Origin of the sequence: Mucilaginibacter kameinonensis, from assembly GCF_003675385.1 — a bacterium.
GTDB lineage: Bacteria > Bacteroidota > Bacteroidia > Sphingobacteriales > Sphingobacteriaceae > Mucilaginibacter > Mucilaginibacter kameinonensis.
Window position 1 is genome coordinate 597,077 of sequence record NZ_RCWZ01000003.1, and the last position, 24,687, is coordinate 621,763.

General features: G+C 40.9%; 32 protein-coding genes. 20 read left to right on the top strand and 12 right to left on the bottom strand.

The window, feature by feature from the left end:
* Nucleotides 1–26: 26 nt before the first annotated feature.
* The 4 genes from EAH55_RS15700 to EAH55_RS15715 are packed head-to-tail and all read right to left on the bottom strand — an operon-like array spanning nucleotide 27 to nucleotide 2,101.
* Nucleotides 27–479, bottom strand: a complete 453-nt coding sequence (locus EAH55_RS15700; protein ID WP_121810490.1) for a DoxX family protein — start codon at nucleotides 477–479, stop codon at nucleotides 27–29.
* A gap of 6 nt (nucleotides 480–485) precedes the next feature.
* Nucleotides 486–1,007, bottom strand: a complete 522-nt coding sequence (locus tag EAH55_RS15705; protein WP_121810491.1) for a hypothetical protein — start codon at nucleotides 1,005–1,007, stop codon at nucleotides 486–488.
* Nucleotides 1,008–1,011: 4 nt separating this feature from the next.
* Entirely contained in the window at nucleotides 1,012–1,494 is a 483-nt protein-coding gene (locus tag EAH55_RS15710) for an NADH-quinone oxidoreductase subunit B (protein WP_091167978.1), read from the bottom strand.
* A complete protein-coding gene (locus EAH55_RS15715; RefSeq protein WP_121810492.1) occupies nucleotides 1,487–2,101 on the bottom strand; it encodes an NADH-quinone oxidoreductase subunit A in 615 nt (204 codons plus the stop codon). The genes EAH55_RS15710 and EAH55_RS15715 overlap by 8 nt, the downstream gene beginning before the upstream one ends.
* Between EAH55_RS15715 and EAH55_RS15720 the strand changes: the two genes are divergently transcribed.
* A complete protein-coding gene (locus EAH55_RS15720) occupies nucleotides 2,100–3,314 on the top strand; it encodes a BaiN/RdsA family NAD(P)/FAD-dependent oxidoreductase (RefSeq protein ID WP_121810493.1) in 1,215 nt (404 codons plus the stop codon). The genes EAH55_RS15715 and EAH55_RS15720 overlap by 2 nt on opposite strands.
* A gap of 338 nt (nucleotides 3,315–3,652) precedes the next feature.
* Here EAH55_RS15720 and EAH55_RS15725 read toward each other — a convergent pair whose 3' ends face one another.
* Entirely contained in the window at nucleotides 3,653–4,534 is an 882-nt protein-coding gene (locus tag EAH55_RS15725) for a glycosyltransferase family protein (protein ID WP_121810494.1), read from the bottom strand.
* A gap of 176 nt (nucleotides 4,535–4,710) precedes the next feature.
* On the opposite strand from EAH55_RS15725, the gene EAH55_RS15730 reads away from it, so the two are divergent.
* From EAH55_RS15730 to purE, 4 genes are all read left to right on the top strand, one after another.
* A complete protein-coding gene (locus EAH55_RS15730) occupies nucleotides 4,711–5,100 on the top strand; it encodes a hypothetical protein (protein WP_121810495.1) in 390 nt (129 codons plus the stop codon).
* A 66-nt stretch (nucleotides 5,101–5,166) separates the two neighbouring features.
* Entirely contained in the window at nucleotides 5,167–6,306 is a 1,140-nt protein-coding gene (locus EAH55_RS15735) for a 5-(carboxyamino)imidazole ribonucleotide synthase (RefSeq protein WP_112571815.1), read from the top strand.
* A gap of 67 nt (nucleotides 6,307–6,373) precedes the next feature.
* Entirely contained in the window at nucleotides 6,374–6,724 is a 351-nt protein-coding gene (locus tag EAH55_RS15740; RefSeq protein ID WP_121810496.1) for a four helix bundle protein, read from the top strand.
* Between the two features lie 41 nt (nucleotides 6,725–6,765).
* Nucleotides 6,766–7,266, top strand: a complete 501-nt coding sequence (gene purE / locus EAH55_RS15745; RefSeq protein WP_114938290.1) for a 5-(carboxyamino)imidazole ribonucleotide mutase — start codon at nucleotides 6,766–6,768, stop codon at nucleotides 7,264–7,266.
* A 138-nt stretch (nucleotides 7,267–7,404) separates the two neighbouring features.
* On the opposite strand, the gene EAH55_RS15750 is transcribed toward purE, so the two are convergent.
* Entirely contained in the window at nucleotides 7,405–7,968 is a 564-nt protein-coding gene (locus EAH55_RS15750) for a YqgE/AlgH family protein (RefSeq protein WP_112571819.1), read from the bottom strand.
* 108 nt (nucleotides 7,969–8,076) lie between these two features.
* On the opposite strand from EAH55_RS15750, the gene pdxH reads away from it, so the two are divergent.
* The 4 genes from pdxH (at nucleotide 8,077) to EAH55_RS15770 (ending at nucleotide 11,540) form a co-directional block, all read left to right on the top strand.
* A complete protein-coding gene (pdxH, locus tag EAH55_RS15755) occupies nucleotides 8,077–8,724 on the top strand; it encodes a pyridoxamine 5'-phosphate oxidase (protein WP_121810497.1) in 648 nt (215 codons plus the stop codon).
* The gene (locus EAH55_RS15760; RefSeq protein ID WP_121810498.1) at nucleotides 8,721–9,218 is read left to right on the top strand and encodes an NADH-quinone oxidoreductase subunit C; all 498 of its coding nucleotides are present in this window, start codon (nucleotides 8,721–8,723) and stop codon (nucleotides 9,216–9,218) included. The genes pdxH and EAH55_RS15760 overlap by 4 nt, the downstream gene beginning before the upstream one ends.
* 143 nt (nucleotides 9,219–9,361) lie before the next feature.
* On the top strand, nucleotides 9,362–10,210 hold the full coding sequence (locus tag EAH55_RS15765; protein WP_114938293.1) for a cupin-like domain-containing protein: 849 nt from the start codon (nucleotides 9,362–9,364) through the stop codon (nucleotides 10,208–10,210).
* A gap of 133 nt (nucleotides 10,211–10,343) precedes the next feature.
* The gene (locus EAH55_RS15770) at nucleotides 10,344–11,540 is read left to right on the top strand and encodes an NADH-quinone oxidoreductase subunit D (protein WP_449406656.1); all 1,197 of its coding nucleotides are present in this window, start codon (nucleotides 10,344–10,346) and stop codon (nucleotides 11,538–11,540) included.
* 188 nt (nucleotides 11,541–11,728) lie between these two features.
* Here the strand turns inward: EAH55_RS15770 and EAH55_RS15775 are convergent, their stop codons facing one another.
* Nucleotides 11,729–12,817 carry a S1C family serine protease gene (locus EAH55_RS15775; protein ID WP_121810499.1) on the bottom strand — a complete coding sequence of 363 codons (1,089 nt, stop codon included), beginning with the start codon at nucleotides 12,815–12,817 and terminating at the stop codon, nucleotides 11,729–11,731.
* 12 nt (nucleotides 12,818–12,829) lie between these two features.
* Entirely contained in the window at nucleotides 12,830–13,399 is a 570-nt protein-coding gene (locus tag EAH55_RS15780; protein WP_114938295.1) for an RNA polymerase sigma factor, read from the bottom strand.
* Nucleotides 13,400–13,732: 333 nt separating this feature from the next.
* Here EAH55_RS15780 and EAH55_RS15785 point away from each other — a divergent pair, with 333 nt between their 5' ends.
* The 3 genes from EAH55_RS15785 to EAH55_RS15795 all read left to right on the top strand — a co-directional run bounded on the left by EAH55_RS15785 (nucleotide 13,733) and on the right by EAH55_RS15795 (nucleotide 14,891).
* Nucleotides 13,733–13,942: a hypothetical protein gene (locus EAH55_RS15785; RefSeq protein ID WP_112571831.1), complete on the top strand. Its 210-nt coding sequence runs from the start codon at nucleotides 13,733–13,735 to the stop codon at nucleotides 13,940–13,942.
* A gap of 180 nt (nucleotides 13,943–14,122) precedes the next feature.
* Nucleotides 14,123–14,332, top strand: coding sequence for a hypothetical protein (locus EAH55_RS15790; protein ID WP_112571833.1), 210 nt, complete (start codon nucleotides 14,123–14,125; stop codon nucleotides 14,330–14,332).
* 109 nt (nucleotides 14,333–14,441) lie between these two features.
* Complete coding sequence (locus EAH55_RS15795; RefSeq protein WP_121810500.1) at nucleotides 14,442–14,891, top strand: hypothetical protein; 450 nt, start codon at nucleotides 14,442–14,444, stop codon at nucleotides 14,889–14,891.
* A gap of 76 nt (nucleotides 14,892–14,967) precedes the next feature.
* Here the strand turns inward: EAH55_RS15795 and EAH55_RS15800 are convergent, their stop codons facing one another.
* Nucleotides 14,968–15,423 (bottom strand): PA2169 family four-helix-bundle protein, encoded by a 456-nt coding sequence (locus EAH55_RS15800; protein WP_121810501.1) that lies wholly within the window; start codon nucleotides 15,421–15,423, stop codon nucleotides 14,968–14,970.
* Nucleotides 15,424–16,046: 623 nt separating this feature from the next.
* Here EAH55_RS15800 and EAH55_RS15810 point away from each other — a divergent pair.
* The 6 genes from EAH55_RS15810 (at nucleotide 16,047) to EAH55_RS15835 (ending at nucleotide 21,380) form a co-directional block, all read left to right on the top strand.
* On the top strand, nucleotides 16,047–16,271 hold the full coding sequence (locus tag EAH55_RS15810; protein WP_112571841.1) for a hypothetical protein: 225 nt from the start codon (nucleotides 16,047–16,049) through the stop codon (nucleotides 16,269–16,271).
* Between the two features lie 98 nt (nucleotides 16,272–16,369).
* The gene (locus EAH55_RS15815) at nucleotides 16,370–17,872 is read left to right on the top strand and encodes an ATP-binding cassette domain-containing protein (RefSeq protein ID WP_121810502.1); all 1,503 of its coding nucleotides are present in this window, start codon (nucleotides 16,370–16,372) and stop codon (nucleotides 17,870–17,872) included.
* 210 nt (nucleotides 17,873–18,082) lie between these two features.
* A complete protein-coding gene (mqnC, locus tag EAH55_RS15820; RefSeq protein ID WP_121810503.1) occupies nucleotides 18,083–19,207 on the top strand; it encodes a cyclic dehypoxanthinyl futalosine synthase in 1,125 nt (374 codons plus the stop codon).
* Between the two features lie 81 nt (nucleotides 19,208–19,288).
* Nucleotides 19,289–19,840: an SMC-Scp complex subunit ScpB gene (gene scpB, locus EAH55_RS15825; protein WP_112571847.1), complete on the top strand. Its 552-nt coding sequence runs from the start codon at nucleotides 19,289–19,291 to the stop codon at nucleotides 19,838–19,840.
* A 142-nt stretch (nucleotides 19,841–19,982) separates the two neighbouring features.
* Nucleotides 19,983–20,177 (top strand): hypothetical protein, encoded by a 195-nt coding sequence (locus EAH55_RS15830; RefSeq protein ID WP_121810504.1) that lies wholly within the window; start codon nucleotides 19,983–19,985, stop codon nucleotides 20,175–20,177.
* Nucleotides 20,178–20,258: 81 nt separating this feature from the next.
* Nucleotides 20,259–21,380: a GNAT family N-acetyltransferase gene (locus EAH55_RS15835; RefSeq protein ID WP_121810505.1), complete on the top strand. Its 1,122-nt coding sequence runs from the start codon at nucleotides 20,259–20,261 to the stop codon at nucleotides 21,378–21,380.
* A 26-nt stretch (nucleotides 21,381–21,406) separates the two neighbouring features.
* On the opposite strand, the gene EAH55_RS15840 is transcribed toward EAH55_RS15835, so the two are convergent.
* On the bottom strand, nucleotides 21,407–21,748 hold the full coding sequence (locus tag EAH55_RS15840) for a helix-turn-helix domain-containing protein (protein ID WP_090524822.1): 342 nt from the start codon (nucleotides 21,746–21,748) through the stop codon (nucleotides 21,407–21,409).
* Nucleotides 21,749–22,057: 309 nt separating this feature from the next.
* Here EAH55_RS15840 and EAH55_RS15845 point away from each other — a divergent pair, with 309 nt between their 5' ends.
* Together EAH55_RS15845 and EAH55_RS15850 are read left to right on the top strand one after the other, a co-directional pair.
* Entirely contained in the window at nucleotides 22,058–22,465 is a 408-nt protein-coding gene (locus EAH55_RS15845; protein WP_121810506.1) for an Rrf2 family transcriptional regulator, read from the top strand.
* A 55-nt stretch (nucleotides 22,466–22,520) separates the two neighbouring features.
* Nucleotides 22,521–23,162, top strand: a complete 642-nt coding sequence (locus EAH55_RS15850; protein ID WP_121810507.1) for an NAD(P)-dependent oxidoreductase — start codon at nucleotides 22,521–22,523, stop codon at nucleotides 23,160–23,162.
* Between the two features lie 120 nt (nucleotides 23,163–23,282).
* On the opposite strand, the gene prmA is transcribed toward EAH55_RS15850, so the two are convergent.
* Both prmA and EAH55_RS15860 read right to left on the bottom strand, forming a co-directional pair.
* A complete protein-coding gene (prmA, locus tag EAH55_RS15855) occupies nucleotides 23,283–24,119 on the bottom strand; it encodes a 50S ribosomal protein L11 methyltransferase (protein WP_121810508.1) in 837 nt (278 codons plus the stop codon).
* 54 nt (nucleotides 24,120–24,173) lie between these two features.
* Nucleotides 24,174–24,650 (bottom strand): hypothetical protein, encoded by a 477-nt coding sequence (locus EAH55_RS15860; protein ID WP_162996899.1) that lies wholly within the window; start codon nucleotides 24,648–24,650, stop codon nucleotides 24,174–24,176.
* Nucleotides 24,651–24,687: the final 37 nt, after the last annotated feature.

Here is a 24,687-nt window from a genome sequence, read left to right on the forward strand (position 1 = left end):
CGCTTAAAGATAAGATATATCCCTAATCAAATTCCTAACGAAAAATATAAAATCCAGGCTATGAACAACAATTGCAATGGAATGCGAAACCAAAGGTAGCCGGTACCACTTCCGTCATATGTGGCTTTTTCAAAATTGACATGTTTTATGGCAGCGTTGATGTTAGCGGGTAACATAACCACAAACATAACAAGTAAAATAATACCTGCGATATGCCTTGTGCCATTAACAACCAGTAAAGGCCCGAGGATTATTTCCATTACGCCCGTTAAATAAACCAAGGTGCCTTTAAATGGGATAAAAGCCGCCATCATCATTACCATACCTTTGGTAAACATAAAGTGCCCCAATGAGGCAAACCAAAGCATCAGCATCATGGCGACATTACCGCTAAGCATAACATTCCAATCGCTCATAAAAAGGCGGGAGATCATGAGTGTAAGGATAAAACTTATGATGAGAACGAGCAGGACTTTCATAGTTAACTAAACTTTAGACATGGCAAATACACTTAAGTAACCAAAACTACCAAAATATATTGCGAAGAAGATAAAATCCCAAACCGTGATATCTCTGTTATCAAATAAATCTTTATATTGATTAGTTGGCATACCTAACTCTTGCCCTTGAATTTTTCTGCTTGTTATTCTAAGTCCCTGGTATAAAAACAACAATATAGTTGTATTTAGCAAAACGCCCCGTGCCCCGTTGTAAACGGTATTGTTTTTCAATAAAAAGAATAAGCAGATATGAACTGCTCCAAACCCACACCAAATTAAAAAGGTTTTTAAATTTCTTAAAGAAACGTAGTTTAGAAAATAATTGAACAGTTGAAGGGGTACCGTGTAAAAAATTAAACTAACAACTTTATTGGGGCCTACATCGCAAAAGTTATAAAATATAAAAATCACTGTTATGACGCCATAGCCCCACACAGTAACTAAATCCCATGTGGACAATGGCTCAAAATAAAATAGTGGCTTTTTTAAACCTTTAGGTCCCGGCATTATTTTACGCCTTTATCAACTGCTCCCCTTCAATCTTCTTCTGCAGTTCTAAAATAGCGCCAATAAGCGCTTCCGGCCGGGGTGGGCAGCCTTGTACATACACATCAACAGGAATTACCCTGTCAACGCCTTTTACCACATGATAGCCATGCTGCCAGTATGGGCCGCCGCAGTTGGAACATGAGCCCATCGAGATCACGTATTTAGGGTCGGGCATTTGTTCGTAAAGGCGTTTAATGCGTTCGGCCATTTTGAAGGTAACAGTACCCGCAATGATGATCACATCAGCCTGGCGGGCAGAGGGGCGCGGGAAAACACCAAAACGGTCAAGGTCATATGTAGAGGCCATAGAGCCCATCATTTCAATAGCACAGCAGGCTATACCAAAACTAAGCGGCCATAATGATGACAAACGTGCCCAGTTGAGCAGGTCATTCATTTTGGTTATCACTACGCCACCGTTTTCACTTGTTATATCGTTATTCATTTGCAGGCTTTTTAAAGGCAGGTTTAAACATTGGTTTGCGGGCGGGCTCGGCAGAAGGTGTAGTTGCAGCAGCAGCGGCAGTTGCAGTAGCAGGCACTACGGTATCGGCGTTGAAAGCTTTTACTGTAAACGTGCTTTGCTCCTGGTTTAACTGCTCATACAATGATGGCGGGATGTGCACATCGGTATGTGGCACAACCGGGGCAGGTTTTATCCAATCCAGGTCGCCTTTGCGCCAAACGTAAACCAAACCAACAATCAGGATGCCCAAAAACACAAACATCTCCGCCAATGAAAGCCATCCCCAGCGTGTGTCCTGTGCCGCAATTTCATGGCTGCCAAATACTGTAGCCCATGGAAAAATAAATACCATCTCTACATCAAACAGCAAAAAAACCAATGCTATAACATAAAAACGCGGATTAAAGGGCAACCAGGCATTACCGGTAGGTTCCTCACCACATTCGTAAGAGCTTAATTTTTCGGCGTTGGGATTATTAGGGGCTAAAAGTCTGTTGATAAAAAATATCACACACACCATTATTATCCCTGTAATAATAAAGATGAGTATCTTTCCAAATTCTGATATTTGCGAAACATCCGTCATGAGTACAAATTTAGTAAAACAAACAGATTTTGACGCTATAATAATTGGTGGAGGTGCATGCGGCCTCATGTGTGCCGTACAGGCGGGCTTTTTGGGCAAACATGTACTGGTGCTTGAAAAAAACGACCGTGTTGGCGCCAAGATCCTCATCAGCGGTGGCGGGCGTTGTAACTACACCAACCTTTACGCCACAGATCAGCAGTTTATTTCGCAGAATCCACATTTCTGTAAATCAGCCTTTTCGCAATGGACAGTTGATGATACGGTCAGCTTTTTTGAAACTTATGGTATCAGCGGTAAAGAAAAAACACTTGGTCAGCTTTTTCCGGTAAGCGACAAAGCGAAAGACGTTGTTGAGGTTTTCACCAATCTGTGTGATGATCTTGGGCAGGAGATTTGGCTTGATACAGAAGTAAAAGCCATTGAAAAAACTGACGATGGCTTTACAGTTCGCGCGGAAGTAAATGGCAAGCAGGAATATATAAGCGCCGCCAGCGTAGTAATGGCGGCGGGCGGTTTGCCTATTCCTAAAATGGGAGCTACAGATTTTGGTCTGCGCACTGCCCGCAATTTTGGTTTAAAAGTTACTGATACCGCCCCTGCCCTGGTGCCGCTTACCATTACCGGTAAAGACCAGCCATGGTACGAGCAACTATCCGGCAACAGCATTTTTTGCAGGGTTTGGAACGACAGGGCCAGCTTTGAAGAGAACATCCTGTTTACTCATTGGGGCCTCAGCGGACCAGCCATTTTGCAAATTTCTTCCTACTGGAAACCCGGCGAATCTATCAATATCGACCTGCTCCCTAATCAAAACATTGCCGACCTGATTCAACAGGAAAAGGAAACCAATGGCAAAAAAATGTTGCTGGCCTACATAGCATCGTTATATACCCGCAAATTTGCCGAGGCATTGAGTGATAAGCTACCAGCCGAGAAAAACATGGCATCGTTGAATAAAACCGATATTGAAAATATCAGCACACTTATTCATGATTTTAAGGTGAAACCTGCCGGCGATAAAGGTTATGATAAAGCCGAAGTGATGCGCGGCGGTGTAGCTACTGATGAGCTATCGTCCAAAACACTGGAAGCTAAAAAAGTACCCGGGTTGTTTTTCGGAGGTGAGTGTGTGGATGTTACCGGTTGGCTCGGCGGCTATAATTTTCAATGGGCCTGGGCAAGCGGCTTTGTAATAGCGCAGAATATATAATATTAACCATTCCCAAAATCCATGTCATTGCGAGCGAAGCGTGGCAATCGCACGGAAGCATGGCCGCTCTGGGCAGCGTGCGGTTGCTTCGTATCTTATAATCACGTCATTGTAAGTTATTGATTATTAATGATATTTTTTTGATTCTATTATTGTAAATATGGGCGTTGCCTGCGGCCCGTGCTATACGCTCATACTACACAGGCATTAGCCACAAGGCCGGTATCCGCTCCTATCACTAACGCGGCCTCCGCACACCATCTCTAAAATATACGCTATACGTCATCACGTTTTTTTTCAGGCCCGCCTGATGGTTACTCGCAATGACGATAGTTTATCTACCGCTCCACTATTTTGTAGTTTTTATACTCGCTAACCCTCCAACCGGTAATATCTTCTACCTTCTGCAATAGCTTACGCCTGAAGTTCATCTGGTTTCTCAATTTTTTGTGGTCGAAATCGATATTCCAATTGGTGGCCGCAATCCGTTTTTGCATTGGCGCGGGGTGTGTCCCGGTAAAGCGGATCAGGCGATCGGCATTGCTGTAGTCAAACTCGTAAGTTTCGGGCAGGTTTTGCGCCATCCAGTTTTCATCATGATAAAACTGGTTAAAATTGCGCACCTTATTGCTTAAGCCTTTAGGTGGCTTGGCCCAACCATAATGATAGATATAAGCATCAATAAGTTTTACGTTTATTTTGCGATCATCAAGTCTGAAGCCCTGAGCATCGCGGTATGAATGGATGCCTTTGATGTTCTTGAGTAAACGGATTTCGCGGCGGTACCAACGTCTCGAATGCCCGTAATAATCATACGAGCCATAAAAATGCAGGTATTTAAACAGCAGACCTTCGATATTAGGTTTATTCAAAGCTTCCTGCATTTCCTTTTTTATCAGCGGATGATATTTTTCGTGTACGGCTTCATCACCCTGAATGTAAAAGCACCAGTCGGCATCCGGCGATATAGCAGCAAAAGCTTTATCCGTTTCTGTAGCAAACACCTTCCCCCCTTCTCGCTGGGATTCGTCCCAAACCGAATCGATGATTTTGATAACCGGTGAGTTGATAGCCTCGATCAGTCCGCGGGTGCCATCGTCAGAATTACCAACCACAACAATAAACTCATCACAAAGCGGCAATATCGAACCAATAGCCTCCACAATAGGATAATCGTTACGTACAGCGTTCCTGATAAAGGTAAAACCGGATACTTTCATAGCTGCGAAGATAATTAACAGAATCAAGACTTATAGAAACAAGATTCGAGACAGTACTCAGTGGCTACAATCAATTTGTGACATTGGGATTAACGCATTTTGGCCGCCGATGCGTTAATTTGTAAATTATTAATTTATCGCATTATTAGCGATAACCCATATCAATCAATATCACTATGAAGGCACTCGCCAAACAGCTTTTTAAAACTTTCCTTTTTTCGGTTATCATATCCATCATAGCAAGTTGTGCTTATTACGCGCTTCAACACAAAGGCGTAGGTGAAGATTTGAAAGTAATACTACCCTCACTATCAGAGAGTTTAGCATTCCTCAATATTATCATTTTTGTAATGACACTGCCTATGTTGTTTTTAGCAAACCCGGCATATTACAATAACCTTTCAATAAGGCTTGTGCTTTATTATGCCGGTTCTGTTGTGTTTACAATTACAGCGTTCAGGCTGCAGTTAAGTCCCGAAAACAAGGCGTTTTACTTTATTACCGCCATTACCTTTGTAATAGTACATAGCGTTTTTTATTACCTGATGACCAAAAAACGTCGATGATTAGTCGTAGTTTAAAGCATTAATAGGCTTTTTGAAAGATTTAGGCTAAACTTGCAGTTGCAAAATATGAAAGCATTTTACGGAGATTTAAAACTGGGTATTTTAGGCGGCGGACAGTTAGGCCGCATGCTGATACAGCAAGCCATAAACTATAACGTTACTGTTAAAATTCTTGATCCTGACCGCGAGGCACCCTGCCGTAAGCTATGCGATGAGTTTACCGTAGGCTCACTGGGCGATTATGAAACGGTGTATAACTTTGGCAAAACTGTCGACCTGCTTACTATTGAGATAGAGAAGGTTAACGTTGATGCCCTTGAACAACTGGAAAAAGAAGGCGTGTTAGTTTACCCGCAATCGCGTATTATCAGGTTGATACAGGACAAAGGTTTGCAGAAACAGTTTTTTAAAGAAAACGATATCCCAACTGCCGATTTCCAGATCATATCATCCCCTCAGCAGCTTCAGCAAAGTTTAATTCCTTTCCCATACATTCAGAAGTTACGTAAAGACGGCTACGATGGCAAAGGCGTATATAAAGTAATTGACGAAAGCTACCTTGCAGGCGCTTTTAAAGAGCCAAGCCTTATTGAGCAATGGATAGATTTTGAAAAGGAGATAGCCGTAATTGTTGCCCGCAATGAAAACGGAGAGATCAGTACCTTCCCGATGGTTGAAATGGAGTTTAACCCCAAAGCCAACCTGGTTGAGTTTTTGATCGCACCTTCTACCCTGCCATTCGCCATACAGCAAAAAGCCGAGCAAATAGCCAAAAAGATTGCCGACAGCCTTAAAATTGTAGGTTTATTAGCGGTAGAAATGTTTTTAGATAAACATGGCCGCATCCTGGTTAATGAACTGGCCCCACGCCCGCACAACAGCGGTCACCAAACTATTGAAGGTAATGTAGTATCGCAATTTGAGCAACATTTAAGGGCGATATTTAACCAACCGTTGGGTGATACCGCCTGCCTTAACAATGCCATCATGGTTAACGTTTTAGGCGAAGCCGGTTACGAAGGGCCCGCTATTTACCAGGGCATTGAAAAAGTATTAAAACTATCTGGAGTGTATATTCACCTATATGGTAAAGCGCTCACTAAACCATTTAGGAAGATGGGCCACGTAACCATTGTTGATGCAGATAGGGAAAAAGCAATAGAAAAGGCACGGTTTGTGCAGAAAACATTGAAAGTAATTAGCTAATTAGTTCATAGTTGATGGTTCATAGTTCATAGCAGCTCACCTTATTTATTGAAAATTGTATTTTATAATGGCATTTAGATTTGAAGATCTGCAAGTTTGGCAAAAAGCAATGGATTTGGATGAACAAATAAATCAACTGACTAAAACATTTCCCAAAGAAGAAATTTACATTTTAACATCGCAGATAAAACGTGCCGCTGATTCCGTTGTTCTGAATATAGCAGAAGGGTCAACGGGGCAAAGCAAAGCAGCTTTCAAGGTCTTTTTAGGTTATTCCCTAAGATCTGCCATCGAAGTTGTAAGCTGTCTTTTTATCGCGAAAAGAAGAAATTATATCACAGAAGATAACTTTAAAGATTTATACACCGATTATGAAGTATTGGTAAAGATGATCACGGCGTTGAAAAATTCCATTTAACTGATCTTACCATGAACCATGATCTATGAACCATTAGCCCCATGAGTACCACTACAAAAGTCGCCATTATAATGGGCAGCAAATCAGACCTGAGCGTAATGCAGGATGCTGCCGATGTTTTAGCCGAATTAGGCGTTGATTATGAAATAACCGTTGTTTCGGCCCACCGCACACCCGACAGGATGTTCAGCTATGCACGTGCCGCTGCTGATCGCGGTATAAAGGTGATCATAGCCGGTGCCGGCGGCGCGGCGCATTTGCCCGGCATGGTTGCTTCATTAACTCACCTGCCCGTAATTGGCGTGCCGGTAAAATCAAGTAACTCTATCGATGGCTGGGATTCTATCCTGTCCATATTACAAATGCCAAACGGCATCCCGGTAGCTACAGTAGCATTAAACGCGGCTAAAAACGCCGGTATCCTTGCAGCGCAGATCCTATCGACGGCAGATGAATACCTTGTAAAAAACCTTATCGACTTTAAAGAAAACCTTAAAAAGAAAGTTGAAGAGTCGGCAAAGGAAATGGAAGACGGGGATTAGTGAGTAGCAGTTTTTAGTAGCAGTGGTAGTTCCAGTAATAATTTGACTAAAAAAAGTAAAGGGCAGGTTTTATAAACATGCCCTTTATTATTTACTTCCACTGAAAACTGCTACTGCTACTAAAAACTGCAACTGCCACTAATTCAAAGCCGGATTTTCCGGAAAATTAGCGATGTGGGCGTAGCGCTGGCCGAGGCTGATCACTACCTGTCGCCACAGGTTTTGTTCATCCAGGGTGAACAGCGTTTCAACGTCAAATTTGTTGGTTACAATCCAACTGTCTTCTTTTATTTCTTCGTCAAGCTGTTGAGGGGTCCAGCCAGAATAGCCGGCAAAAAACTTAATTTCATCCGTTCCTAACTGATAATTGGATACCAGCTCTTTCACCTGGTCAAAATCACCGCCCCAATAAAGGCCATCGGCAATTTCAATCCCACCTTCTATTTTATCGGGAGCGCAGTGGATAAAATGCAATGTATTTTTTGCAACCGGGCCACCTTCGTAAACAGGCATTTCGGAGTATGAAACATCCGGCAACACATCGCCTAATAAATATTCACTTTGATGGTTAAGGATAAAGCCCATAGCACCATCCGCAGAGTATTCTGTCAAAATTATCACTGCTCGTCTAAAATTCGGATCCATCATAAAGGGTTCCGAAATGAGTAAATGGCCTGCCGCGGCCGCTATAGGACTAAGCATAAAGTTTAGTGTTTAAATACATAACAAGCATAGCAAAAATATGTTCAATTATGAATAATGATTTACATCATTATATACGGTTTAATTAATTTGTAAGTTTGCATTAAAATGAATCAGCAGGAAATACAAAATTTAAGGCAGGATTATAGTGCCTCTACGCTGTCAGAAAACAGCACCAAGGGCGATCCTATTAAACAGTTTGAACAATGGTTTAACGAAGCATTGGAGGCAAAATTGCATGAGCCCAACGCCATGACGCTTTCAACAGCTACTGTAAACGGTAAGCCTTCGGCGCGTATTGTGCTTTTAAAAGGCTTTAACGCAGGCGGTTTCATATTCTTTACCAATTACTTAAGTCGCAAAGGCAAAGAGATAGCCAAGAACCCGCAGGGTGCTTTAACATTTTTTTGGGGAGGGCTGGAAAGACAGGTACGTATTGAAGGCACCATCGAAAAAGTAAGCAAGGAAGATTCTGAAAAGTATTTTCATTCGCGCCCTAAAGGCAGTCAGGTTGGCGCTGTAGTATCACCACAAAGCCAGGAAATTGAAAGCCGCGATGCATTGGAGCAAAAATGGAATGAACTGGAAGCTGAATATGCCGACAAGGAGGTGCCTAAACCATCGTACTGGGGAGGATATATCTTAAAGCCGCAATTAATTGAGTTTTGGCAAGGTCGCCCAAGCCGCATGCACGACCGCATCCTGTATAAAAAAACTGATAAAAAAACCTGGAAAAAAGTACGCCTTGCACCATGAGTTTTGATGACATTAAACAGCTGCTCACCGAAAAATTTGGTGATACCGTAATAACAGGCAAAGAAACAACCGGTTTGCAACCGGCATTACTCATCAACCCGGATGATATTACCGCCGTATGCCTGGAATTACGCAATAACTCCAAAACTTATTTTGATTTTCTGTCGAGCCTGAGTGGGGTGCATTATAATGACGAAACCAACCGTTATGGCGTGGTTTATCACCTGGCATCCATCCCGTATAAAACACAGCTAACCTTAAAAATCAGCAAACCGCATTCAAAAGAAAGCACTGAACTGCCCGAGTTTAAAAGCGTAACATCAGTTTATCGCACGGCCGACTGGCATGAACGTGAAGCTTATGATCTGTTGGGAATATATTTTGAAGGCCACCCAGACCTTCGCAGGATCTTGTTACCTGATGATTGGGAAGGTTTTCCTTTAAGGAAAGATTATCAAAATGCCGAGTTTTATAAGGGTATCAGGATAGATTAAATTCGCGGTTACTTATCGTTATCAGGATGAATATTTTGTGAATATCAAATATTCAGGTTTAACTATTTAAGCCCGTTCCCGTATAATATCCATAGTTTAAATAAATCTTTTTTGTAAGATTGTATAACCCTATTTACTAAACCATGGATATTATAAGGAGAGATAACATCACCTACGAGGAATTTATTGAGGAACATTATAAACCCGGCATTCCGCTGGTTTTTACCAAAGCAGCTAAAGTTTGGAAGGCTAACGGCCTCTTTACCCCCGATTGGTTTCGTGAAAATTATCCCGACCGTAAAACTGATGTCCGTGGTACCACTTATACCATGAAACAGATTATGGATATGGTAGAGGCCAGCACCGAAGATAAGCCGGCCCCCTATCCTATGATCTTTGATATCCCCTCAACCATTCCGGAATTGATGCCGCTCCTTGATCCGCTTGACTTAAATTATGCCTCACCTAACTGGCTGCGTAATAAGATGTTCAATATCGGCAAATGGGGTGGCGCTATTGAAATGTTTGTTGGTGGCCCCGGTGGCAGGTTTCCTTATATGCATATTGACTACTATCATTTGAATGCATGGATTACCCAGCTTTATGGCGAGAAACGTTTCACTGTATTCCCGCGCGGCCAGGAAGAAATGCTTTATCCGCGACCAGATGATCCATGGCGTTCAGAACTGAACATTTTTGAACCGGATTATGAAAAATATCCAAAGTTTAAAGATGCTACTCCTATCCACTTTGTTGTTGGCCCCGGCGAAACATTGTTTATTCCTTTTGGCACCTGGCACTCGGCATATTCATTAACACCAACTATATCGGTTGCTTTTGATACGCTAAACAATAAAAATCATAAAGAATTCATGAAGGACGTTTGGACCTTCAAAAGCCGCGATAGCAAGGCAAAAGCCGTTGCTATGTATAGCTACGCGTGGCTGGCAACTCAAATAAGCAAAATGACCGACAAATCGTCCGTTAAATAACAGACCATTGATTTTACTTCATTTTTACCGGAAATTAGTCCGATAAATGAAAAAAAAAACTGACTTTTGGTATCCGGCCGTGCATCTCATGCAATATGGCCGGATACTAATTTAACAGGATATAAAATTGGTCATTACAAACCCCAAATACGAAGAAGCCCTCCTTAGGTATAATAAAAAAATAGCCGACGCCAGCGTTGAGGATATGATCCTCAATGTGGGTCCGCAACACCCCTCAACCCACGGTGTTTTGCGCCTGGAATTGATTACCGATGGCGAAATCGTAAAAGAAGTTATTCCACATATAGGTTACCTGCACCGCTGCTTTGAAAAACATGCCGAATCGTTAACCTATCAGCAAACCATCCCTTTTACCGACAGGTTGGATTACCTGGCTTCCATGAACAACAGCCACGCATTTGTAATAGGCGTTGAACGCATGATGGGCATTGATAAAGATATCCCCAAACGTGTTGAATATATTCGCGTGCTGGTGTGCGAACTTAACCGCATTGCATCTCACCTGATAGCTATTGGTACCTACGGAATTGATATAGGCGCCTTTACTCCTTTCCTATGGTGTTTCAGGGACAGGGAGCATATTATGGGTATGCTGGAATGGGCCTCGGGCTCGCGCATGTTATATAATTACATTTGGGTTGGTGGCTTGTTTTACGATCTGCCGGTTGGCTTTGAAGAGCGCTGCCGTGAGTTTGTAGAATACTTTAAGCCAAAAATGGTTGAGCTTAACCAACTGCTTACCGATAACCAGGTATTTATATCCCGTACAGCCAATGTTGGCGTTTTACCGCTTGATGTGGCTATTAACTATGGTTGCTCGGGCCCAATGCTTCGTGCATCCGGCTTGAAATGGGATCTGCGCCGTATTGACAATTACTCGGCTTACCCCGAAATTGACTTTGAGATCCCGATTGGCCAGGGCCTGATGGGTAAAGTTGGCGACTGCTGGGACAGGTATAAAGTACGTGTTGATGAAATTGAACAATCATTAAGAATAGTTGAGCAATGCCTTGACCGCTTGCAAAAGGAATTGAAACGCACGCCTGATTTTGATCCGCGTGCTAAAATGCCACGTAAAACCATTCCCAAAGCTCAGGATTATTATGTACGCTGTGAAGGTGCTAAAGGTGAACTCGGCTTCTATTTTATGACAGACGGTAAATCGGAGATCCCAACCCGTGTAAAATCCCGCGGACCAAGCTTCAATAATCTTTCTGTACTGCCAGAACTATCTAAAGGTGTACTCATCGCAGATCTGATAGCCATTGTAGGCTCTATTGACTTTGTTTTGGGCGAGGTGGATAGGTAGCATAAACTAATAAATATGTCATTGTGAAACGCGCAACAACCGCGCAGGAGCATAACCGCCCTGTATAGCATGCGATTGCTTTGTCGTTCCTCCTGGCAATGACATAAAAATATCATCACAAAAAAAGAGACACCTCACGGCGTCTCTTCTCATTTTAATATATTAATTTTTATTGAGTGGGCTATTGATTATTGTTTATACACTTTAACCATGAAAACATAGTTTTTAACCTTTTTGCTCTGCTGAGTACTACTTAAACCAGCTAATTTATTTTTAGTGTTCAAATTCAGTGTTTTCGATAATGAATCTGTTGGGATATTCTGTATCGTTTTTAACAAATAGGTCGACTTCTTAGCAAAAAACACGCCTGCAACCTGGGTTTGCCTTGCAGTGATAACGCCAATTACGTTTCCTTTTTCGTCAAGCAATGGCCCTCCCGAATTACCTGGATTTACCGGAACAGAAATCATATACTCTGTACTATCATTTGAATAGTTTGCAGATGAAGCTAAATATCCAGCTCCGTAAACCATATTATCTGCAGGATAGCCAAGTGTGTATAAGCTTTCTCCCAAATCGCCTTCCGAGCGTTTAAGATTGTAAGGTATAGGGCCTAAGTTTTTAAATGCAGGGTCATTGATCTGCAGTATAGCCAGATCATATTGAGGCTCGGTATAAATGACCTTAGCATGAAATGATTCACCAGCAGCGTTTTGTACGTAAACAGAATCAGCATTTTTGATCACATGGTAATCTGTAGCCAAATAACCGTTTGATGTAAGTGCGAAGCCCGTGCCCCTGAAGTTAGCAGGTGTGATTACTTTCGGTTTTACCGAAGTACGTCCGTGGCCTATCTGAGCTACAGCATTCTCTACCTTATTAAGTTTCTCACTCAATTGCTGATATTTCGACTTATCGTTATTTAGCTTACCTGTTAATATCAGGATAGTCAAAACACCGAAGATAGCAACCGAAGCAGCTACAGATATCTTAGAATGATGGTTACGCCACATACGTACAATCCACACAGGGTGAATCGTTACTTCTTCCTTCAGCGCGTGAACATCAATCTCACTGTGGATAGCGTTTAAACGGCTTTCCAATTCAATACGCTCGCCATACTGCTTAAGTAAACCGATAAACTGAAGGTGCTCGGTAACTTTACTTTCTACAGCCGCGTCATTTTTACGGAGTAGCTCAAACTGAACCCGTTCTTCGGCGGTCATGCTGCCGTCGAAATAGCGCTCAATAAATTCCGTAAGTTGGTTATCACTCATCTCTTGATCTCCTTATTTTTGCTGAAAAAACAATTTCTTCAGCCTTTGCAAGCATTTGTACTTCTGGGTTTTGGCATTATCAGCATTGGTATAGCCAAAACGTTCGCAGATCTCTTGCATTGATCTGTTTTTAATATAAAAATCTTCCATAATGGTTTTACAGGGTTCGCCCAATTGTTGGAGCGCACTCTCCATTTTACCAAACTGGATATCCCTATCACTATGGCTTTCTATTTCTTCTTCAACGGGTAGGTGCTCTTCAAAATCCCTGATATCGCCACCGTACCGGTTCATCTGGCTTAACCTTTTAAGCCAAAGCCGTCTGCAAACCGAATATATATAGGTTTTAAGCTTGCTGTTAAGCTCAAAATCCCCGCCTTTAATCTTATTGTAAAGAACTATAATGGCTTCCTGGTAAATATCCTTGGCATCGTCCTCATCGCCGTTGTTATTGATGATCAACTGCAATATCATCGGAAAGTAGGTTGTATAGAGCCTTTTCAGCACTACTTCCGAGTTATTCAGTATCCCAAGAACTATTTCACTATCTGTTGGAGCCGAAGCTTTTAAGTCTTTATTCACTCTTAATACTATTTAGGTCAAATTGTAACCCATTATTATCAAAAAAAATCAAACTAAAATAAATTAATAACATTCGCATTACATTTCACTGCCTGTAACAATTATATGGCGCGTTAAAGGTACTGTTTAATACCTGCAGACAAACAAGGTAACCCAATGTTGAAAAAACTATGCAAGCAAATCTGCAATAAAAAGTTCGCTTGCAAAACAAGTTATATTTAAACTAATAATCCTTAGAATTTACAATTAGTTAATTTTTATGGGTTACCTTTTTCACTAAAGCGTATTAATCTTCAAACGATCACAAAACATTAACATTTTAAAACTTCAAAAATGAAAAATTCATTCAAATTAGGTTTCGTAGCTTTAGTTCTTGCAGCTTCTTTCTCAGCTTGTAACGGTGACTCTAAAAAAGGTGGCGAAGATACTACTAAAACTACAGTAGTTGATTCAACTAAAGTTGTTACTGATTCAACTAAAACTGCAACTGACACTACTAAAGTTGCTGCTGATACTACTAAAAAAGATACAACTAAGAAATAATTATTTCTGATAAAATAGAAAGCAGTTAAATATCATTTTTAATTTTTTTCTATTGATTTTTTAGTTATCCATCAATAAAAAAGGTGACTTGTAATTTTTTTTTAAAAATTATGGGTTACCTTTTTTTGTTTCTGGTATTAAGGTGTAAACTATTAAATCACTTATTAAAAAAATTAAGAAATGAAAAACTTCAAATTAGGCTTTTTAGCTTTAGCTATCGCTGCTTCTTTCGCTGCTTGTAAAGGTTCATCTTCAGCTTCTTCTGCTGATTCAACTAAAGCTGATTCTTCTAAAATGGCTGCTGACACTACTAAAGCTGATTCAACTAAAGCTGACACTACTAAAGGTGCTGCTGCTGACACTACTAAAAAAGACACTACTAAAAAGTAATTTGACTTTTTTTGTTAAAAAACGCCCTGGTTTCCCGGGGCGTTTTTTTTGTTTAATACTTTTCAAACAATTTGTAATAGGTATTGCTTAATGTGATAAGCAATAAAATATGAAATATTCTGAATGGAAAACGCTTGATGCCGATGAGCGTAAAAACATTAGCTGGCATCGTCGTCCTCACATACGCACTGCTACCCTCTTTACCATAGTTTTTGCTATCACATTTATTGTTGTGATTATGGGTATAAGCAAAAACAGCACGGTGCACCTTAACCGTAAACCAACCTCAAAAGAAGCTTTTGCCATGGCAAAAGAATTTGTGAAAGAAAAACTAAAGCAACCCGAGAAAGCAGTTTTCCCTAACACGGGTTTTAAATTTATCATTGATACAACGGCTAACATTTACCAGCTGCAATCAACAATAAAAATAGAAAACAACGGTGGTAAACTGGAGCAATCCAACTGGGAGATTAAAATGCTATACACAGATGGCGATTGGGCCGAAAAAAATAGCTGGCAGGTAAAATATCTTAATATCGACCCTCAACCCAAAAACTAAACTTCGTTTAATAACAAAAAAGGAGCAGTTATAAAACCGCCCCTTCTGTTAAACTAATAATAAATTGCTTGTTTGTTTAGTGAACACTATCACGCAAGGCTTTGATCTCGTCATGCGCGTCAAGAAGTTCACTTTCCTGCTGACTAATAGTTTCGCGCAAATAGGCTGGTAAATTTTCATCTTCCAGCGCTGTACGGTAGGCTTTTAAAATAGCATCTTCACCAAACTCACATTCCTCCAACACATCATGAGTGTCGTGCCCGGTAAACGCGGCTTTCACATCAAGCCAAACCCTGTGAATTTTGCCGCTGGTAGTTGTGCCGGTTTCAATATCTTTTCCAAAAGCACTTACTTCTGTGCCTAAAGCAAGTTTGTAACCCTGGCTTTGACCTATAAGTCTTGTAAAAAGTGATTTTAGTTCGGTATCACCATCCTTCAAATCTTTTGAAGCGCGTTGATAACCCTCAATCCTGTCGTTATTGATCTGGATCAGATCATTTAAAATCTCTACGGTTGCTTGTGTATTTTCCATGATTAGATGTTTTTATACTATAGTCAACCAATCAATAATCAATTTGTTTAATTAATTATTTAATAAATAACCTCAAAAGAAAATCAACTCTTGCCCCGAAACAAGGAAATGATCCAGATAATAACAGCGATAACTACTATAACAGCGATAATGCCTGTAATTGCTCCCGCTTTAAATATGCCGGTTATAACCGAACAACTGCTCAAAGTAAATAACACAAATGCAAATAGTAAAAAATGTAAGTTTTTCATGATTGTTGTTTAAATAAATTGTAATAACCGGATGCAATAATCAGGCCTTTTTAACAAAAGGGTCATCACAATGCGTCTGTTTATAACACTTGAATTTTAGAGGTGATAGATGTATACAAATAGCTACAATTACAGTAGCCACGTACCTTTCAATAAACCATAACGAGGTAAAAAACTCTATTAAAAATATTTTACAAATAACCGTTGACTGAAAAAACAAATGCCGGCAACATATGTTAATATAGCGACTTTGGAAACCGATAGTAAAATCAAAATTTTATTGAAAGTTCAAAGTTTAAGCGTTGCTGCCTTGCAGTTACGTAATACGTTCTTATTATAAATCATTAATTAACAATCTATTTTTCACCGGCTATGACGATACAGATACAACCCAACATTCAATGTGAAAACTGCATTAAATGCGGCAGAAGACCTCATATTGAACAAAATAAAAAATACTGGGCAATAACCTGCCCTAACAGCAGCTGCAAAAATTCGGTGAAAGCACTTATTGTTGATTTTGACGCCTGGAACCGGCTTAATAAAAAGACTAATGAAATACCGGCCACAACCGAGCCACTAAAACGCATCGCTTAAGTTTACTGTAAGAAAGGAAGTTACCATTCTAAATTTATAAAAATTTCACGGCCTTGGCACAGATGAGTACATTTACGCGCTACTCTACTTGTTAAGCTATGACAAATGCACTTCTATCAATAAATAACGCCACAGTACGTTTTTTAAACACAACATTATTTACCGGCTTAAGCTTTAACATAAATAAAGGTGAAAGCTGGGCCCTGATCGGTGAAAGCGGATCGGGAAAAAGCGCCTTGCTACAGACCATAGCAGGGCGTTTTAACATAACCGGGGGCGAAATAAACTACCATTTCTGGAACGATTACGCTAAGTTTTTTAACGCGAATGATGTTGTAACACCGCATAAACTTATAGCCCTGGTTGAGCCCAAGCATCATTTCCGTAACCTATCCAACACTACCGATTTTTATTATCAGCAACGGTATAACTCGTCCGACTCGGAAGATGCGCTTACGGTTGCAGATTATCTTGATACAGTACCCAAATTTTCGGCCGCTAACGCGTCCTGGACATTGGACAAGGTAGTTTCCTTATTAAGGCTCGAATTATTGCTTAATAAACAGATCATTAAACTATCTAACGGCGAAACCAAACGTTTGATGCTTGCCGCCGCGTTATTGAAGAACCCAGTGTTATTAATGCTCGATAGCCCTTTAACCGGCCTTGATGTGAAAACACGCGAAGAATTTAACGGCATTATTGAGCAGATCACAGCTTCGGGTATTAACGTTATCATGGCTACCTCAATTCACGAGATTCCGGCGGCCATCACCCATGTTGCCGTACTGAGTAAAGGAGCTGTTATTCATGAAAGCCCGAAACAGGATTTTAAGCCCGAATTATTTCAGATAGATCTTACAGATAGCATTGACACTTCCGAGCTAAGCGCCTTACTCAATATTGATAAAAACCCGGCTGCGTACAACCTTATTGTAAAAATGGAGAATGTACATATTAAGTATGGGGACAAAGTGATACTGGATAAAGTTAACTGGCAGATCAACCCCGGCGAGCATTGGGCTTTACTTGGCCCAAACGGAGCAGGCAAATCTACCCTGCTTAGCCTCATCAATGGAGATAACCCGCAGGCTTATGCCAACAATATTATTTTATTTGATAAAAAACGTGGCACAGGCGAAAGTATCTGGGATATTAAAAAGAAAATAGGTTTTGTTTCGCCCGAACTGCATCAGTATTTTCCTACCGACAACAGTTGTTTACAGGTGATTGAATCGGGCTATTATGATACCCTTGGCCTGTTCAGGCCAAGCAATAAAGAACGCGCTGAAATAGCCTTACGGTGGATGAAGGCTTTGGAGATTGAAAAATATGCCCGCGTGCTGCTCAAAAACATCCCTGCAAGCGCGCAGCGTTTGTGCCTGCTGGCCCGCGCCCTCATTAAAAACCCGGCGCTGTTAATTTTTGATGAACCATGCCAGGGAATGGATGACCACCAGCAGATCCACTTTAAAAACCTTGTTGACAGCATTTGCAGCCTTGGTAATGTTACGCTTATTTATGTAACCCACTATCAACATGAGATACCTAACAGCGTTGATAAGGTTTTAAGGCTGGATAAAGGGAAGGTGGTGAGTTAGAGGTTAGAGGTTAGAGGTTAGAGGTTAGAGGTTAGAGGTTAGAGGTTAGAGGTTAGAGGTTAGAGGTTAGAGGGCAATGTTTCTTGAATTACTTTGTTTTAAGTTTTCATTTTTATCCATGCCTAACACGGTAAAAAATGATCACATTTATTTGTCAATTATTTAACAGCGGACAAAATCAAATTATCAACTTGCGTATATTTGCCTGATATGAATACAGCCGATCTGTTGCAACGCGCGTTGCGGTTTGATTTTTTAACGCTTGAAGAAGGCGTTTACCTGTATAACAACGCCTCAACTGCCGAGTTGATGTATACTGCCAACGAACTTCGTAAAATACAGGTTCCGCATGGCAAGGTTACCTGGCAAATTGACCGTAATGTTAATACCACCAACGTTTGTATAGCCAATTGTAAGTTCTGTAACTTTTTCCGCCGCCCCGGCCACGAAGAAAGCTATATAACCGACATTGAAACTTATAAAAAGAAAATCGAGGAAACTTTCCGTTACGGCGGCGACCAGCTGCTGTTACAAGGTGGCCACCACCCCGACCTCGGATTAAAGTTTTATACCGATCTGTTCCGCGAGCTAAAACAGCTTTACCCTAAGTTGAAATTACATTCGTTAGGTCCGCCTGAAATTGCGCACGTTGCCAAATTAGAGGGTATGCCGCATATCGAGGTACTCAGGGCCATGAAGGAAGCCGGTTTGGATTCGTTACCTGGTGCCGGTGCCGAGATCTTGAATGATCGCGTGCGCCGTCTGATATCAAAAGGTAAATGTGGCGGTAAAGAATGGCTTGATGTAATGCGCGCCGCTCATCAGCTTAACCTGCCAACATCAGCTACTATGATGTTTGGTCATATCGAAACTATCGAAGAGCGCTTTGAACATTTGGTTTGGATCCGCGAGGTACAAGCCGAAAAGCCGGAAGGCCATTATGGCTTTATCGCATTTATACCGTGGCCTTTCCAGGACGACGGAACCCTCTTGCGTAAAGTACGCGGTATTACTAATAATGTTACCGGCGATGAATATATCCGCATGATAGCCCTGAGCCGTATCATGTTGCCTAACGTTAAAAACATTCAGGCATCATGGTTAACTGTAGGCAAGCAAGTAGCCCAATTATGTTTACATGCAGGCGCTAATGATTTTGGCTCGATCATGATTGAGGAAAACGTAGTATCTGCTGCCGGTGCTCCGCATAGATTTACTGCCCGAGGCATCCAGGAATCCATAAAAGAAGCCGGCTTTGAGCCTCAGCTGCGTACCCAACGATACGAATGGCGCGATATCCCCGTTGAAATTGAAGAACAGGTTATAAACTATTAAGTTACCAGTGTGCGGTTGGCAGTTTGCAGTTGAAACAAAACTAACTGCCAATTGCAAACTATCAACTGCCAACTGAACAAGATGGAACAATACATAGAAGCATTAATTTTTGCGTCAGAGCAGGCTATCCGATTGGAAGAGATCATGTATTGCCTCCAGGCTGCTTTTGAGCGCGATTTTACTAATGAGGAAGTAACCGACGCCATAGGCAGGATCCACGAAAAATATCAGCATCATAGCTTAGCTATCGAACTGGTTAAAATCGGGAACGGCTATCAATTTTTGACCAAAAAAGAATATCACGCCGTTATAAACCTGCTGCAATTACAACGTTCAAAGAAAAAGTTAAGCCAGGCTGCTTTAGAAACCCTTGCCATCATCGCATACAAGCAACCGGTAACCAAACCGGATATTGAACAGATCAGGGGTGTAAATTGCGACTATTCGATCCAAAAGCTACTGGAAAAAGAGCTAATAGCTATAGTCGGCAAATCGGAAGGGCTCGGAAAACCCATCCTTTATGGCACCAGCAACTTGTTCATGGATTATTTTGGCATAAACAGCATTGAGGAATTACCTCAACTTAAGGACTTTACAAACAATACTGCCACTATTGGCGAGCAATCAGAATAATTTTAATTTCTGTTTTAAAAAAAATCAATTTTAGTTATTTTTACTATTGAATCGATAGAGATAAAGGACTTGAAAAACGCTTTTCTTAATCTGATTTAAATTATTATTATTGACCGAAGTTTAATTTATAAAATCCATTACAATGGGAGCGCCAAAGAAACCGAACACTAAAAAGATCCAAGACTCTGATAACGACGCGGAGGATGATGATCTGGAGCCAACAAAAGCAACGAAGAAGTACGATGACGATGATGATGACTTTGACGGCCCTTTAGACGATGATCTGGGCAGAGGTGGTTATGAGTCATTTGATGACGAAGACGAAGACGATTATTAAGATTTAAAAATATAGTATTTTGTAAAGCATTCAGACTATGCCTCTGGATGCTTTTTTTATTATCTACCGGTAACAGCACGAATGAAAGTAACTGAAGTACAGGACAAAGCATCAAAAAAAGCATTTCTGGATGTAGCCCGCATCATTTATAAAAACGATCCAAACTGGGTTTGCCCGCTTGATAACGACATCGAGGCCGTATTCAATCCGGCAAAGAATAATTTTCACCAGCATGGAAAATGTACCCGCTGGATCCTGACCGATGATAACGGTAAATTGATTGGCCGCGTAGCTGCATTCATTAATGAAAAAAAGGCATACAACTACGAGCAGCCAACCGGCGGAATGGGCTTTTTTGAATGTATTGATAATAAAGAAGCTGCCTTCCTGTTATTTGATACCGCCAAAAACTGGCTCAAAGAAAAAGGTATGAAAGCAATGGACGGCCCCATCAATTTCGGTGAAAACGATAATTTCTGGGGTTTACTGGTTGAGGGCTTTACGCCTCCCTCTTATGGTATGAACTATAATCATCCGTATTACCAGGCTTTTTTTGATGAATACGGCTTTAAAACCCAGTACGCCCAGATCACTAACCATGTTGACGCGCATAAACCGTTTCCTGAGCGGTTCACTAAAATAGCCAACTGGGTAGCCAAAAAGCCAGGCTACGATTTCAGGCATTTCGAAATAAAAAAGATAGAAAAGTTTGCAGCGGATTTTATCGAGGTTTATAACGATGGCTGGAAGGATTTTGAAAACTTTGTCCCTATCAACTATAACACTATTATGGAAAGCTTTGAAAAAATGAAGCCCCTGATGGATGAAAAGCTGATCTGGTTTGCTTACGTTGATGACGAGCCGGCTTCGTTCATGATCATATTACCCGATGCCAATCAGATGTTAAAGCCGCTAAACGGTAAACTTAACCTGATTGGTAAACTTAAGTTTTTATACTACAGATGGAAAGGCGTATCCCGTATGCGTGCCATTGTAATGGGTACAAAGCAAAAGTATCAAAAGCACGGTCTTGAATCGGCCATGTTTATCAAACTGAAGGAATATGTGTTGCCGTTAAAGCGTTATGATGAGCTTGAATTATCCTGGGTAGGTGATTTTAACGACAAAATGATTGCTATCCATGAAGCGGTGGGCGCTACATTTGGCAAGCGGCATTTAACAATGCGTTACATTTTTGAATAGCCCGGCACAAACCGGGCTTTTCAAAATTATGCGGTTACTTTTGAATGTCGAAGTTCTTCAAATAGTTCAATTACTTTTTTCTGCAAATCAATTACTTCAGTTTCGCGATCCATTAAGCGTTTGTTAACAGTTTCCAGTTCGTTAACAAATTTTTGATCCTGCTCGGTGTCATTAAATGTAAGCAACTGAACCACAGACATTTCAAACAGATTTGCTATCTGCTCAAGCCTTGATAAGTTTATATCTGTTATCCCTGTTTCAATTTTTGAGAAAGCGGGAATTGAAATATCCAATCTCTTTGCAACATCCTCCTGGCTCCACCCCTTTTGATGACGTAATAATCTGATTTTTTTTCCGAGAGTTTTCATTTGATTAAATTAATAGTGTAGGTTTCGCAAAAGTTAATTACTTTACAATAATATTTATTATCACGCTAATTATCAACTAATTTGCGTAAAATTTTATTTAAAAGTGTAGTTAATTATTGCGGTTGGCAAATCCTTTAAATTAAAGCAAAATATTCGTCCAAAAACATACCTACAAAGCGGTATTTTGAGGATAATTTAGGCCTGGAATTTTCATCCCATTGTAATTTAGTGCACAAAAAAGCGTAAAAAATTCTTCTTTTTAAAATTTAAATTTCATTTTTGTACTGTAATATTTTTTATTACAGATAAATGAACGGACAATTTCAAATAGCGACCCACGTATTAACCCTGCTTTGCAAGCAGCCGGGCGAGCTGCTGTCTTCCGACTATGTAGCCGGAAGCATGAATGTGAATCCTGTTTTGGTACGTAAAGAGATGCGCAAACTGCGCGCCTGCGGCCTTATCGAAAGTAAGGAAGGTAAAACCGGCGGTTATAGCCTCGCTCTCCCGCCGCAAAAAATCACCCTTGCCGATGTTTATAAAGCTGTAAAGTTGCCACCCGCCTTGGGGCAAGCTAAAAACAAACCCAACCCCGATTGTCCTGTTGGCAAACAAATTGGTGCCCATCTCGATAACTTAGCCGATGATGTTGAAGCAGCCATTGTCAAAAAATTAAGCACCATAACCATTTTTGATTTTGTAAATCAATTCGATTAAAAAAATTTAAAACAAACTGTAACAAATTTAATTACAATATAAAAACAAAAAAACAATGAAAATCGCACTAATTGGAGCCACAGGCTTTGTAGGCAAAGCCGTTTTAAATGAAGCATTACAACGCGGATATGAAGTAACCGCCATAGCACGTAACCCGAAAGCTGATATTCAAAACCCGAAATTAACGCTCAAAACTGCCGATGTATATAATATTGCTGAACTAACCGAAGCTTTAAAAGGACATGATGCCGTGGTAAACTCATTTAATGCCGGTTGGACAAACCCCGATCTGTATAATGATTTCATCAAAGGTTCTGAAGCTATACAACAAGCTACTAAACAGGCCGGTGTAAAACGTTTATTAGTTGTAGGCGGCGCAGGCAGTCTTTACATTGCTCCTGGCGTACAATTGGTTGATAGCCCTCAATTCCCTTCCGAGTGGAAAGCCGGTGCTACCGCTGCCCGCGACTATCTGAACATCATTAAAAAAGAAAATGATTTAGACTGGACTTTTCTGAGCCCTGCCATTCACCTGCATCCAGGCACCCGCACAGGCGTATATCGTACAGGTACAGACGAGCCGGTATTTAACGACAAGCACGAACACGAAATTTCTGTTGAAGATTTAGCAGTTGCTATACTGGACGAGCTGGAAAACAACCAGTTTGTAAAAAGAAGATTTACTGTGGGGTATTAATCTGATTTGATAAAAACACGTCATTGCGAGGTACGAAGCAATCGCGAACTATACAGAGTGGCTCTGCTTATCGGGGATTGCTTCGTACCTCGCAATGACGTTATATTAAGATAAGACCTTTTACTTTATAAACTTAGCAGCAACCCAGTCTTTATCCTTTTTGTGGGTAATATATTTCAGGCCGTACTTCCGGGCTTCGTCGGTAATGATATCCAAATCCGGCGATTCGTAAAAACCGCTGAAATAGATCTCACCATCAATCTTTAATACTTCGGCATAACGCTGCATCTGATCGAGCAGGATATTGCGGTTAATGTTTGCCAGGATGGTATCGTACTGTTCGTCAGGAATAACCTCTTTTGAACCACAAAGCGGCTTAATATCAGGTACATTATTAAGGGCCGAATTTTCGATAGTACTTTCGTAGCAAACAGGGTCATAATCGATAGCGGTGATATCATCAGCACCTAATTTGGCGGCCATAATAGCAAGGATACCCGTACCACATCCCATATCAAGCACTTTTTTACCTGCAAATTCATTTTCCAGCATCAGGCTCAGCATCATAGCCGTAGTTTGATGGTGCCCGGTACCAAAAGCCATTTTCGGGTCGATAACTATTTCATATGCAAACTGAGGTTTAGGCTCATGAAAGGTTGCCCTCACATAGATCTTATCCCCTATCTCAATCGGCTCAAAATTACTTTCCCATACCTCATTCCAGTTTTTTTGCGGAATAAGCGTTATCTCGTAGCTAAAGGTGAACAGGTCTTTGTAAGGCAATAACTGCTCATCAAGCGCCTGCTGATCAAAAACATCTTCGGGGATATAAGCCTTAAAACCAAGTTCAAGCTCTTCAAAAGTATCGAAACCTATCTCGCCCAAAGCGTTAATCAGCAAATCCTGCTGGTAATCTTCGGTGGTGATGGTTGTAAAAAATAGTTCGTAGTAATTCATTTTGATTTTTTTGTCATTAAACCTCAACAGAAACCCGGTCGATCGGCAGAGAATTTAAGTGGCAGGTTCAGCTTCGGGTTCGACCAGTTCGCTATCAGTGCTTGTCCTCTTTCTGTCGAGCAAATACAGTACAACAAAGTTAACCATCCAGTATACAGCTTGTATTTCTGTCATATACCACCAAAAACTTAGCAAGGGTCTGTATCCATCTTCGGGTAGCCATATAACGTAGCTCAAGCCCCCGGCAAATAATATACAAACCAAGGCAATGCAAGCTCCGGCTATAAAACGGCCCGAAGCACCTTTATGTTTAACCCAGTTCCAAAGTGGTATAATGATCAGGTATTGGGTGAGAATGCCATCGACAAGCAGCAAGCCCCAAAAAAGGCTGAAATAAGCCATGAGACTGTACAGGTTCCCGTTACCAATTTCGCCAATACGCATGGAGTGATGAGGCATATTGAAATACACAACTGCCCAAAACACGCCAAAATCGACCAAAACCGGTAGAAGAACTTTTAAAAGCTTCATGCTTTTTAGATTTGAGACGTGAGATTTGAGATATGAG